This is a genomic window from Pseudomonas sp. AC016, from assembly GCF_979253365.1.
In genome coordinates this window covers 3,689,439-3,702,701 of the sequence record NZ_CEEDCC010000001.1, presented here as the reverse complement: position 1 = coordinate 3,702,701, position 13,263 = coordinate 3,689,439, and the positions used below count along the sequence as shown (strand labels likewise).

The window sequence follows — 13,263 nt, the reverse complement described above, 5'->3', positions numbered from 1 at the left end:
ATGTTCGGTATCAGCTTCTCTGAATTGCTGTTGATCGGCCTCGTGGCCCTGCTGGTGCTCGGCCCCGAGCGATTGCCCGGCGCAGCACGCACCGCAGGCCTGTGGATAGGCCGACTGAAGCGCAGCTTCAATGCGATCAAACAGGAAGTTGAACGTGAAATCGGTGCCGACGAAATCCGTCGGCAGCTGCACAACGAGCACATTCTTTCGCTGGAAGATGAAGCGCGCAAAATGTTCGCTCAGCAACAGCACCCTGAAGTGGCCTACGAGCCGATCGTTCCGCCGACCGCGCCGCAGGCTGCCCAGCCAGCATCGCATCACGAGATCGGCCCGGCAGAGCCTGCCGACAAGGCACCGCTGAAGCTTGAGAAAACCGCCAAACCTGCCGCCGACACGACACCGGACGTCACGCACTCTCCCGCCCACGATTCGTCATTGCCACCGCGAGCCCCATGAGCGCAGATACCCCGGAAAACGATCAGCAAATGCCGCTGATCTCGCACCTCACCGAGCTGCGTACACGCCTGCTGCGTTGCGTTGCCGCAGTGTTTCTGATCTTTGCCGGTCTGTTTTACTTCACGCAGAAGATCTACACGCTCGTGTCCGCCCCGCTGCGGGTCTATCTGCCAGAAGGCGCGACGATGATCGCCACCGACGTGGCCTCGCCGTTCATCACGCCTTTCAAGCTGACCATGATGGTGGCGCTGTTCCTGTCCATGCCGGTCATCCTGCACCAGATCTGGGGCTTCATCGCGCCAGGGCTGTACAAGCATGAGAAGCGCGTGGCCATTCCGTTGCTGGTGTCGAGCATCATCCTGTTCTACGCAGGCATGGCGTTCGCCTACTTCCTGGTCTTCCCGCTGATCTTCCACTTCTTCGCCAGCGTGACGCCGGAAGGCGTGTCGATGATGACCGACATCGCCAGTTACCTCGATTTCGTGATGACGCTGTTCTTCGCCTTCGGCGTGGCGTTCGAGATTCCCGTGGCCGTGGTGCTGCTGGTCTGGATCGGCATTGTCGACGTGAAGTACCTGAAGAAGATCCGCCCGTATGTGGTCATCGGCTGCTTCGTGGTCGGCATGATCCTCACCCCGCCTGATATCTTCTCGCAGACCCTGCTCGCCGTGCCGATGTGGTTGCTGTTCGAACTGGGCGTGCTGTGCAGCGGACTCATCAAGAAACGCGGTGAGCACCCGGACGATGAAGAACAGGAAGCCGACAAGCAAGACCAGCCGCCCGCGACTCAGCCGTGAACCTGCTGCTTCTCGAAGAGGCCGACTTTATTGCGGCCGACCGGGTGGTGCTGCGTGACCGTCGCCTCACGCACATGCAGGAAGTGCATCGGGCCGAGGTCGGCGACAGTATGCGGGTCGGTCGCGTCAATGGCCTGCTGGGCACCGCCGAAGTGCTTCGCCTTGAGCCGCGTGAAGCCGAGCTGCGGGTCTCGTTGAACAGCGAGCCGCCTGCCAAGCTGCCTCTTACCCTGCTGCTGGCACTGCCGCGTCCCAAGATGCTGCGCAGAGTCTTTCAGACTGTCGCGACCATGGGCGTGCCGAAAGTCATCCTGCTCAACAGCTACCGAGTGGAGAAAAGCTTCTGGCAAACACCGTTTCTCGAGCCTCACGCGATTCGTGAGCAGCTGATTCTGGGGCTGGAGCAGGCCCGCGACAGCGTGCTGCCGGAAATCGTGATCGAAAAACGTTTCAAGCCCTTTGTCGAAGACCGTCTGCCGCAACTGGCGCTGAATACTCTGGGCCTGGCCGGCCATCCCGGCGACTACCCGGACTGCCCGCGCGCCGTCACCGAACCAGTCACCCTCGCCATCGGCCCCGAAGGCGGCTGGATTCCCTACGAAGTCGACCTGCTGGGCAAATCAGGCCTGCAGCCGGTGCAATTGGGCGACCGTATTTTGCGGGTTGAAACCGCTGTCACTGCACTCCTAGCACGACTGTTCTGATTCGACAGGCGACATCCAACTCAATCGCTTCAGTTACGTCATGGCTGGCCGATAGGGATGGATACGCACAAGAATGAGTCATCGAGGAGTGGTCATGTATCGCGGGTTAACTCAAAGTCTCGCCAACGCGAGTGTCAGCTTGAAATTGGCCATCGGCTTCGGTCTGGTGCTGATCATGACCCTGATGATCTCCACAACCGCCTGGTTCAGCACCGACGCCCTGATTGATCGAGGGGATCGCGTAACGGCGATTGCCGAAATCAATGAGCTGACCCTGCAGCTGCGCATCAACCGCATGCGCTACGAAGCGCTGTACAACGCAGAGACCGCCACTGACGTCAAAGCCAACCTTGATCAACTCGACGCCGCCCTCCAGAGCGCCAGAAACCTGCTGCGTTCTCCGGAAAACATTCAGTTGCTCGATGGCCAGATCCAGGCAACACGCGAATATCGTCAGTCGTTCGACGACATGACCAAGGCCATCGGAGTGCGTGAAGGCAGTCGCAGCCAGATGGGCGACAACGCCGACAAGGCGGTGGAGCAGGCGAACAAGATCGAAGCGGCGCTGCTCAAGGAAGATAACATCCTGGCGTTCAATGGCATCGTGGGCGTCAGCAAGCTGATCCAGCAGGCACGTTTTCAGGTTCGCGGCTACACCTACAGCGGCAAACCGGAATTCGAGAAGAACGCCAATCAGGCCATTGATGACGCAGTCACCGGCATCAATACCTTGGCAGGCGATGTGTCCTCAGAGTTCGCACCCACCTTGCAACAAGCCATCGCAGGCCTGAAAGGCTACCGCGCAGCGGTGGGCGTATACCGGGACTCGCAGGCTGCCAGCAAGGCGGCGCTGGAAAAAATGACCACTCTGGGCGTGAAAATGCTGGCCACCAGCAGTGACATGATCGATCGCCAGAACAAGAGCCGCGACGCAGAAAGCGACCATGCCGTCATGATGATCGTTGCGGCAACCGTTATGGCGCTGCTGCTCAGCGTGCTGGCCGCGTGGATCATCACCCGTCAGATCACCACGCCGCTGCAGGAAACCCTGGAAGTGGTGGAGCGTGTCGCCGCTGGTGACCTGAGCCGCAACCTCAACGTGAATCGCAAGGACGAACTGGGCAGGCTGCAAAGCACCATCCAGCGCATGACCGTCAGCCTGCGCGAGCTGGTCGGCGGTATCCGTGATGGCGTCACCCAGATTGCCAGCGCGGCCGAAGAGTTGTCAGCAGTTACTGAACAGACCAGTGCTGGCGTCAACAACCAGAAGGTCGAGACCGATCAGGTTGCGACCGCCATGCACGAGATGACGGCCACTGTGCAGGAAGTCGCTCGCAACGCCGAAGAAGCCTCCGAAGCAGCTGTCGCGGCCGATCAGCAGGCACGCGAAGGTGAGCGCGTGGTCAACGAAGCCATCGCCCAGATAGAACGTCTGGCGTCGGCAGTCGGTAACTCAAGCGAGGCCATGGGCGCGCTGAAGCAGGAAAGCGAGAAGATCGGCAGCGTGCTGGACGTGATCAAATCCGTCGCCCAGCAGACCAACCTGCTGGCCCTGAACGCCGCCATCGAGGCCGCTCGAGCCGGTGAAGCCGGTCGCGGCTTTGCCGTGGTTGCCGATGAGGTGCGCAGCCTGGCGCAACGCACCCAGAAGTCCACCGAAGAGATCGAAGCCCTGATTGTCAGCCTGCAGAGCGGAACGCAACAGGCGGCCAGCGTGATGGACAGCAGCCGCGAGCTGAGTGCCAGCAGCGTCGACCTGACGCGCCGCGCAGGTGGTTCGCTGGAGAATATCACCAAGACCGTCTCGGCGATTCAGTCAATGAACCAGCAGATCGCCGCGGCCGCCGAGCAACAGAGCGCCACGGCCGAAGAAATCAACCGCAGCATCATCAACGTGCGCGACGTGTCGGAACAAACCTCCGCTGCCAGCGAAGAAACCGCCGCATCCAGCATCGAGCTGGCGCGCCTGGGTACTCATCTGCAAACGCTGGTGAGCCGCTTTACCGTCTGATTGCATCCAGGCCATTTCCGCGCCCGTTGAACGGCGCGGAGATGCCCGGCCTTGTCGTTGAGTGACGCCCGTCACTGTCCCGACCGACTCGGAAATCTCCTACGACCTGTTCAGGTCACGCGATTCAACTCCTCGCCGATGCGTTCATAACGCAGGTTCTGTGCTGTTCAGAATCTGGTTTCGTTCGCATATCGCAGGAGCATTTCAATGCCTGGAAGGATCACTCACACGCTCGACAACCTGAGCGTCAAACTCAAACTGGCACTCGGTTTCGGCCTGGTACTGCTGTTGACGCTAGCGATTACGTTGACCGGCTGGCATGGCCTGGACACGATGATCGATCGCTCCGAATCGCTCTCCGCAATCGACCGGCTCAACAGCCTGACCAAGGACTTGCGCACAGAGCGGATCGTCGCCCGAGTGGAAAATACCCCGGAGAACGTATCCAGAGTCGTCGACCGACTCAATGAGATCGAAGCCCTCCTGGCCTCGCTGCGCAAACAGAGCGATGAAGCTGACGCTCTTGCCAGCCTCGAGTCCCAGAGCCAACTGATCAGCCTCATGGAAAAGACCTTCACCGACCTGGGGGCCGATCGTGAAGCACGCGATCAGATGCGCGCCCGGCTTGATCAGAAGTCCGAGCAAGCGGTAAACGCCGTAGCGCAGGTAGAGACGGAAGTGCTCAAGGCGGTCAGTCAGGAGCAGGACAACGGTGAGCGAATGGACGAGTTCACTAACCTCTCGCAACTCAAGCATCAGATTCAGATTGCCCGTTATCAGGTGCAGGCCTACACCTTCACCGGCAAGGAAGCGGATGAGACCGCAGCTGTCACCGCAATTGATGAAGCGCTCAAGGAAATGCAGCAAATCTCGCAGGATCAGGCGGATGAAAATATTCAGGCGCTGGTGCCTGCCAATGAGGCCTTGCAGCAGTATCGGGAGCAGCTGACCCGGTTCAAGGTCATCCAGATCAAGACCGAGGCAGGTCAGGAAACACTGGAGGATCTGGGTGACAAGATGCTCAACGCTGTCGCAGAGCTGAGCACCCTGCAAGGCACACGGCGCGACAGCGAGGCGGACAGTTCAAGAAAAACCCTGTCCGGCGTTGCTGCACTGGCCTTGCTGGTCGGCTTGCTGGCCGCCTGGATCATGACTCGGCAGATTACCGAGCCTTTGCGTCAAACGCTGATCGCTGCCGCCCGGATCGCCCAGGGTGATTTGAGCAAGGACCTTGAAACCGGACGGCGCGACGAGCTGGGGCAACTGCAGAACAGCATGCAGGCCATGACGCTGAGCCTGCGAGAGCTGATTGGCGGCATCGGCGACGGCGTCTCGCAGATTGCCAGCGCGGCGGAGCAACTGTCGGCTGTGACCGAGCAGACCTGCATGGGGGTCAATACGCAGAAAGACGAAACCGATCAGGTCGCCACCGCCATGAACGAGATGACCGCAACGGTTCAGGAGGTCGCCCGCAATGCGCAGGAAGCCTCGCAATCGGCGGCTCAGGCTGACCAGCAGGCGCAGGACGGAGATCGGGTTGTCGGCCAGGCCATTACTCAGATCGAGCAACTGGCGCGCGAAGTCGTGAACTCAACCCAGGCGATGAATCAGCTCAAGCAGGAAAGCGGCAAGATCGTAGGGGTTCTTGACGTGATCAAGTCGGTTTCACAGCAGACTAACCTGCTGGCGCTTAACGCTGCCATTGAGGCCGCACGTGCGGGCGAGGCAGGCCGGGGCTTTGCGGTTGTGGCCGATGAGGTTCGCAGTCTGGCGCAACGGACGCAGAAGTCCACAGAGGAAATCGAAGAGCTGATCGAGGCCCTGCAGACCGGCACTCAACAGGTTGCAACCACGCTGGACAACAGCCGGAGCCTGACTGACAGCAGCGTAGAACTGAGCCGTCGGGCTGGCGGAGCGCTGGAGCAGATCACCCGCACCGTGGCCACCATTCAGCAGATGAACGAACAGATCGCCGCCGCCAGCGAAGAACAGAGCACCGTGGCCGAGCAGATCAACGCCAGCGTCATCAACGTGCGCGACATCTCCGAACAGACCGCCTCCGCCAGCAACGAAACCGCCGCTTCAAGCGTAGAGCTCGCCCGCCTGGGCTCGCACCTGAAAACGCTGGTGGGGAAATTCCGGGTGGGGTGATGGCCTGCCAGGCCGGACGCGGAGCGTCCTGAGAGGCGTTACCACGCAGAGCGCTCATTGTTATACACAAGTCTGCCTCGACACTGATCGTGCCCATCGCTCCGCGTGGGCATGCATCCTGTGACGCTCCGCGTCACAAATGGCACAGACTGAGGATTCAGTGAGCCGAGCGCATGACGTGGATGACGCTGGAGCTTGTCCACGCATCTGCGCCACATTCGAGAGCGGACGCGGAGCGTCCTGAGCGGCATTCCCACGCGGAGCGTAGGAACGATCAGCGTGATCTCAAGTGCCCACGCCTGTGCTCAGCGTTATACCCGAGTCTTGCTGCGACCACGGGGTATGCATTCAGTCAGTCACTTTTGTTTTGGCCCCCGTTTTGCGCGTCTTCCGGACTTGTGTATAACGATGAGCGCAGAGCGTGGGAACGATCAGTGTCAGGACGAAGGAACCCCGGCGAAGCCGGGGCCGGAACCGGAGCGAAGGACTTTGGCTACTTTGGTCCCTCAAAGTAGCGCGCCGTAAGGGCGCAAAGGTGACCTGAGCCGGGCGCTCGGCTCACTGAGTCCGCAATCTGTGCCATTTGTGACGTGGGGCGTCACTTGCGCGGTCGTGAGCCGGGCGCATAAAAAAGCCCCTGAAGCAGCACTTCAGGGGCTTTTTTCAAACCGGGTGGCGATCAGGCCAGAACCGGCTGTACCTCAGGTTTCAGTGGCTGCAGTGGCAGCAACGGCGCATGAGGGTCAGCTGCAATGGAAGCTCTCCACGCAGCCAGCCATTCTTCATGACCACCGCTCCAGACCAGCTCATGCAGACGACCCAGGGCAACCGGATCGCTCAGCAACATCAGACGCTCATGATTGCCAAGCTTGTCCGGACCAACCTTCAGTGCATGCTCGACGCGCTCCATACGGACCACTTCGATCGGCCTGGCCTGCTTGTGACGCGACGTTGCCAGCGCACATGCCAAAGCATTCTGCTGCGGATCGACCACGGCGCGAATAAAGCCTTCCTTCAGCGCATGCCAACGGTTCTCGTGGGTGTACTGATCGGTGGAGATCAGTTCCTGCGGCGGCTCGAACTCTTCCGGAATCAGGAAGAACTTCTCGTCGCGCGCCTTGAGACCCAGACCGGTACGGCTGGAAATCACCGACACCGGAATCGACAGCATCAACGACACCACAATCGGTGCCAGCCACCAGAGGAAGCTCGGGTTCAGCGAGAACACCAGCGCTGCCCAGCAGGCGCCCAGCAAAGTCTGAGGACCATGACGCTTGACCGCTTCGATCCATGGCGTGGAGTCATCGTCGCGCTGTGGGGAGTTCCAGGTCGCTGCCCAGCCCAGGAAAGCGGCCAGTACGAAGCGGGTGTGGAACAGCATGCGAACAGGCGCCAGCAGCACCGAGAACAGCATTTCCAGCAGCATCGAGATGGTGACCTTAAACTTGCCGCCATAGCCCTTCGCGCCCTTGGCCCAGATCAGAATGACGCTGAGCAGTTTGGGCAGGAACAACAGGACGATGGTGGTCGAGAACAGCGCAACGGCTTTTTCCGGGTGCCATTGTGGCCACAGCGGGTACAGCTGACGCGGTTCAAGGAAGTAGGTCGGCTCCATCAGCGTGTTCACGGCCAGCAAGGCAGTGGACAGCACCAGGAAGAAGAACCACAACGGCGCCGACAGGTAAGACATCACGCCTGTCAGGAACACTGCACGGTGAACCGGGTGCATGCCCTTGACCAGGAACAGCCTGAAGTTCATCAGGTTGCCGTGGCACCAGCGGCGGTCACGTTTTAGTTCGTCGAGCAGGTTCGGCGGCAACTCTTCGTAGCTGCCCGGCAGATCGTAGGCAATCCAGACGCCCCAGCCGGCACGGCGCATAAGCGCAGCTTCGACGAAGTCGTGAGACAGGATCGCACCGGCGAAGGCCCCTTTACCCGGCAACGGCGCCAGTGCGCAGTGCTCGATAAAAGGCTTCATGCGGATGATCGCGTTGTGGCCCCAGTAGTGGGATTCACCCAGCTGCCAGAAGTGAAGACCGGCAGTGAACAGCGGACCGTAGACACGTGTGGCGAACTGCTGCATGCGCGCATACAGCGTGTCCATGCCCGAGGCACGTGGCGCGGTCTGGATGATACCGGCGTCCGGCGTGGCTTCCATCAGGCGAACCAGGCTGGTCAGACACTCGCCGCTCATGACGCTGTCGGCATCGAGCACGACCATGTAGCGGTATTCACCACCCCAACGACGGCAGAAGTCATCGAGGTTGCCGCTCTTGCGTTTGACGCGACGGCGACGACGGCGATAGAAGATCTTGCCGAAACCACCGGCTTCACGGCACACGTCGAGCCAGGCTTGCTGCTCGGCAACGGCGATGTCGGTGTCGTTGGTATCGCTGAGGACGAAAAAGTCGAAGCGATCCAGGTCACCCGTGGCCGCGACCGACTCGAAGGTCGCACGCAGACCGGCGAACACGCGTGGCACGTCTTCGTTGCAGATCGGCATGACCAGAGCAGTACGCGCGCCGACTTCAATCGGCTCGTTACCTGCGCTGGCACCGGAGATGCGGTACTTGTCGCGACCGGTCAGCAATTCCAGGAAACCCATCAGCGCGGTCCAGAAACCGGCCGATACCCAACAGAACAGAATCCCGAACAGCAACAGGATGCTGGTCTGCAAGGCATAAGGCATGACCTGTAACGCAGTCTGCACGAAGGTCTGACGCGTGATTTCGTCCAGCGAAACCAGCGACCAGCCCTGATACGGCAGAATGCCTTTCATGTACCAGCCAGCCACGATCGTCTGACCCAGCATGAGAACCAGCAGGATATAACGACGGATCGAGCCGACCGTGCGCCAGCGCGACTTCGGCAGGTCGCGTGGCAGATCGTCGTGCTCAGGCTTCGGCGGATTGGTCTTGCCGGTCAGCCGGCGCCAGCCACGCACCAGAATGTTGGTGCGCCACGGCTCGGGAACGACCTTGGTGCGACGGATTGGCGGAGTCGCCTTCAAGCACAGGCGACCGCTTGCATCGACACCGAGCATCTCGGCGTCCTGCAATTCGTCGGCAGTGGACAGCGTCAGGCGACGGCCTACCGAAGCCTGGGCGGCCTCGGCAGTGTCGGTGAATGGCTGCGCCGAAAGGCGTTCGTGCAACTCGGCGAAAGATTTGCAGCCGACCAGTTCGGCCCGCTGCTCGTCGCTCATCGGCAAATGCGCCAGGTACTCGTTCAGAGACACTGGCACCGGTAGAGAATTACTCATCGCTCGGCAACTGATAGCTCCAGGTCTCGGTCATGACTTGCAACGTCTTGGCCGGTTCCGGATGGGTGGGCGCGGCCTCGGTTTCAGGCTGCTGGATTTCTTTACCGTCCTTGTCCTTGGCTACGTCAGCCTTGGCGGCGTCGGTTTTGGCAACTTCACCTTTGGCAGCGTCAGGCTTGGATGCATCACCTTTCGCAGCTTCAGGCTTGGCGGCTTCGACCTTCGGCGCATCGGCCTTGGCAATTTCTACCTGGTCCGTGTCCTTGGTTGCCGCAGGCTTGGCGGCTTCCTTGGCAGCAGCTTCCTTGGCAGCGACTTTCTTGTCTTCTGCCTTGTCGGCAACCAGCAGTGCAGGTTCCTTGCCCGGTTCGGCCGGAATCTCACGCAGCAGGTAAGCGCGCATTTCAGTTGGCTTGCCGGAATCCTTGACCTTCACCCGCAGGGTCAGGCGATAGCCTTTGGTGACCGGGTTGTAACGCAGGTTGTTCTCGACCAGCTCGACGTTGTCATCGGTGGTCACCTGGCTGCGAATGGTCTTGTCTTCAGGCAGAGCAGCCAGCACCGGACCGACGAAGTCGACCAGGAATGCGAGGCTGCCATCCGGCTGACGAATCAGGTTGGACTGACGCACGTCACCGATGGAGCGCTGAGTCTGCTTGACCCAACCCAGATCCGGGGAGTGAATCGAGTTTTCCTGCATGGTCCAGTGGATGCGGTAGTTGAAGTCCATCGGCTCGCCCGGCTTGGCCAGGGTCTCAGGCTTCCAGTAGGCAACGATGTTGTCGTTGGTTTCGTCGGCAGTCGGGATTTCGACCAGCTCGACCGTACCTTTGCCCCAGTCACCTTTCGGCTCGATCCAGGCGCTTGGGCGCTTGTCGTAGCGGTCGTCGAGGTCTTCGTACTGGCTGAAGTCACGGCCACGCTGCAACAGACCGAAACCACGCGGGTTCTCGACCGAGAAGCTGCTGATGGACAGATGCTTAGGGTTGTTCAGCGGACGCCACAGCCACTCACCGTTGGCTGCCTGAATCGACAGACCGCTCGAATCGTGCAGCTCGCGACGGTAGTTAGGCACACGCGAAGGCTGGTTGGCACCGAACAGGAACATGCTGGTCAATGGCGCAACGCCCAGCTTGTTGACGTTGTCACGCAGGAACATGCGCGACTTCACGTCGACCAGCGTGTTGGTACCAGGACGCAGGGTCAACTGATAGGCACCGGTGGCACGCGGCGAATCGAGCAGTGCGAAGATCACCAGATGGTTGTCATCCGGGCCTGGCTTCTCGATCCAGAATTCCTTGAAGCGCGGAAACTCTTCGCCCGACGGCGATGCAGTGTCGATGGCCATGCCACGAGCGGACAGGCCGTAGACCTGACCCTTGCCGATCACGCGAAAGTAGCTCGCGCCCAGCATGGTCATGATCTCGTCCTGCTTGTCGTCCTTGTTGATCGGGTAAAGCACACGGAAACCGGCATAACCCAGTTTTTCGGTGGATTTCGGATCGATCTTCAGGTCGCCGAAATCGAAACGACTGGGGTCGTACTTGATTTCGTCAACGGACGTGGCGGTGACTTCGTTGATCTTGACCGGCGTGTCGAAATGCATGCCCTGATGATAGAAGGACACTTTGAACGGCGTCTTGTCGCCCGCCCACTCGGCCTTGTCATCACGGAAACGGATTTTCTGGTAGTCCGCGAACTTCATGTCGCGCAACTCGTTGGGCAGATTGCTTCTCGGCGCTTCGAATTTCTGCCCGGCCATTTCTTTGGCTCTGGCCGCTACATCATCCAGGCTGAAAGCCCACAACTGACCCGCACTGAACAGGCAGACCAGCGCCGAACTTGCCAGGAGCGCACTGCGCAGGCGCTTGACAGATTTCTTTGGAGCATTACAGGGACTAACAATCACGAGCAACCCTCGCCGAAAACAGATGAAGAAACCAACGGCCAGCTATCGATGCCGGGTTGGCGAGCATTGTTCCGACTCCAATTGGGCCTAATGATTCCCCAACCTGGTGTCAGAACCGCTTTTGTCATGCCAGATGGACCAACCACCGCTGATCTCCGTTGCGCGCGATTATCCAGTAGCACGCGTCACAACGCATCAGGTATGACAAAGAATTTTATTCCCCCCGGACTTATGAATCCGGGAGAAGACAACGGAATATTAGCTCAGGTTTCAAGCAGGAAAGTCACAGGGCCATCATTGACCAGATGCACTTGCATGTCCGCACCAAACTGGCCCGCCGCAACCGTTGAATGCGCGATCCTGGCCTGACTCAACAGATAGTCGTACAACTCGGCACCCAGCGCAGGCGGCGCCGCTTTCGAGAAGCTCGGACGCATGCCGCTTTTGGTATCGGCCGCCAGCGTGAACTGCGAAACCAGCAGCAATCCGCCGCCCACTTCACGCAGGGAAAGATTCATCTTGCCCTCGGCATCACTGAACACTCGATAGTTGAGCAACTTGTGCAGCAACTTATCGGCACTGGCCCGAGTGTCTTGAGGCTCCACACCGACCAGCACCAGAATGCCCTGATCGATTGCGCCAACCACCTCGCCACCCACTTCCACGCGTGCACCCTGCACGCGCTGCAATAAAGCTTTCATAGAGACTCTTTTCAGACCTGCGACAAGGACGCGACGGTATCAGGCTTCTTCAGGCGGCAGGTCAAGCAGACGACGCGCGACCTGTGCAGCGGCCCGTACCAGCGCATCGGTGATGCCCGGCTCCGACGCCGCGTGGCCTGCATCACGAATCACCTGCAGCTCGCTGTTGGGCCACGCCTGATGCAGCTCCCAGGCATTGTCCAGTGTGCAGATGACATCGTAACGACCATGAACAATGATGCCCGGCAGATGGGCGATCTTCGGCATGTCGCGAATCAACTGGTTGGCTTCCAGAAAGGCATTGTTCATGAAGTAGTGACATTCGATCCGCGCAATCGACAGGGCGCGTTGCGGCTCGGAGAAGCGGTCGACTACCTGTGGATTGGGACGCAGGGTGGCCACACGACCTTCCCAGGTGGACCAGGCCTTGGCCGCGTGCATCTGCGCAATCTGGTCCGGACCGGTGAGGCGCTTGTGGAAAGCCGCCAGCAGGTTGTCCCGCTCATCCAGCGGAATCGGTGCGACGTAGTCCTGCCAGTAATCGGGGAACAGGCGGCTGGCGCCTGCCTGATAAAACCAGTCGATATCCTGCTGGCGCGCCAGGAAGATTCCGCGCAGGATCAGCGCATGAACGCGGTCCGGGTGAGTCTGGGCGTAAGCGAGCGACAACGTCGAACCCCACGAGCCGCCGAACAGCACCCATTTTTCGATGCCCAGGTGTTCACGGATTCGTTCGAGGTCTTCAACCAAATGCCAGGTGGTATTGTTTTCGATGCTGGCGTGAGGCGTGGAGCGACCGCAGCCGCGCTGATCGAAGGTGATGATGCGGTACAGGTTCGGATCGAAGTAACGACGGCTCTGTGCATCGCAACCCGAACCCGGCCCGCCATGGATAAAGACGACGGGAAGGCCTTCGGGCGACCCGCTTTCATCGACGTAAAGCACATGCGGCTGTTCCACGGCCAGATCGTGCCGGGCGTAAGGTTTGATCTGCGGGTACAAAGTCTGCATATGTGCTCCATGAGTCCGATTCAGAGGCTTCTATTATTCTGCCGTTGGGCATCATAAACCCGAAACGAGGAATGAGCATGCTGCACATCATCGTTGCGAGTGGAACGATCAATGCAAGCGTTTTGCCAATTTGCAGAGTTCGCGAACCAGCGCAGGCGCGCTGGGTCGAAGCGAGAGCTCTGTCTTCAATTATTTCTTTCATTTTCAGGAAATAACTGACGACACGCCTACAGTCTAATAACCCCATCTTTCAATCCGTCA

At 59.8% G+C, this 13,263-nt stretch carries 9 protein-coding genes and 1 pseudogene; 6 read left to right on the top strand and 4 right to left on the bottom strand.

All coding sequences use genetic code 11. The features are described from left to right. The 6 genes and pseudogenes from tatB to AC0IXS_RS16680 all read left to right on the top strand — a co-directional run bounded on the left by tatB (window position 1) and on the right by AC0IXS_RS16680 (window position 6,119). Window positions 1–456: a Sec-independent protein translocase protein TatB gene (gene tatB / locus AC0IXS_RS16705; RefSeq protein ID WP_057409728.1), complete on the top strand. Its 456-nt coding sequence runs from the start codon at window positions 1–3 to the stop codon at window positions 454–456. Beyond that, window positions 453–1,253 (top strand): twin-arginine translocase subunit TatC, encoded by an 801-nt coding sequence (gene tatC / locus AC0IXS_RS16700; protein ID WP_004882693.1) that lies wholly within the window; start codon window positions 453–455, stop codon window positions 1,251–1,253. The genes tatB and tatC overlap by 4 nt, the downstream gene beginning before the upstream one ends. Then, entirely contained in the window at window positions 1,250–1,957 is a 708-nt protein-coding gene (locus tag AC0IXS_RS16695) for a 16S rRNA (uracil(1498)-N(3))-methyltransferase (protein WP_471825206.1), read from the top strand. The genes tatC and AC0IXS_RS16695 overlap by 4 nt, the downstream gene beginning before the upstream one ends. A 73-nt stretch (window positions 1,958–2,030) precedes the next feature. Then, window positions 2,031–3,065: pseudogene (locus tag AC0IXS_RS16690) on the top strand (methyl-accepting chemotaxis protein); the annotation flags it as partial. Window positions 3,066–3,104: 39 nt separating this feature from the next. Next, complete coding sequence (locus tag AC0IXS_RS16685) at window positions 3,105–3,968, top strand: methyl-accepting chemotaxis protein (protein WP_449121666.1); 864 nt, start codon at window positions 3,105–3,107, stop codon at window positions 3,966–3,968. A gap of 207 nt (window positions 3,969–4,175) precedes the next feature. Beyond that, window positions 4,176–6,119, top strand: a complete 1,944-nt coding sequence (locus AC0IXS_RS16680; protein WP_191954563.1) for a methyl-accepting chemotaxis protein — start codon at window positions 4,176–4,178, stop codon at window positions 6,117–6,119. 679 nt (window positions 6,120–6,798) lie between these two features. On the opposite strand, the gene mdoH is transcribed toward AC0IXS_RS16680, so the two are convergent. The 4 genes from mdoH to pip form a co-directional block, all read right to left on the bottom strand. Next, window positions 6,799–9,381, bottom strand: coding sequence for a glucans biosynthesis glucosyltransferase MdoH (mdoH, locus tag AC0IXS_RS16675; protein ID WP_057410464.1), 2,583 nt, complete (start codon window positions 9,379–9,381; stop codon window positions 6,799–6,801). Further along, complete coding sequence (locus tag AC0IXS_RS16670) at window positions 9,374–11,296, bottom strand: glucan biosynthesis protein G (protein WP_274605079.1); 1,923 nt, start codon at window positions 11,294–11,296, stop codon at window positions 9,374–9,376. Before AC0IXS_RS16670 ends, mdoH begins: the two co-directional genes overlap by 8 nt. A 257-nt stretch (window positions 11,297–11,553) precedes the next feature. Continuing rightward, window positions 11,554–11,991 (bottom strand): D-aminoacyl-tRNA deacylase, encoded by a 438-nt coding sequence (dtd, locus tag AC0IXS_RS16665; RefSeq protein WP_025993906.1) that lies wholly within the window; start codon window positions 11,989–11,991, stop codon window positions 11,554–11,556. A 39-nt stretch (window positions 11,992–12,030) separates the two neighbouring features. Then, entirely contained in the window at window positions 12,031–13,002 is a 972-nt protein-coding gene (gene pip, locus AC0IXS_RS16660) for a prolyl aminopeptidase (RefSeq protein ID WP_057410465.1), read from the bottom strand. Window positions 13,003–13,263: the final 261 nt, after the last annotated feature.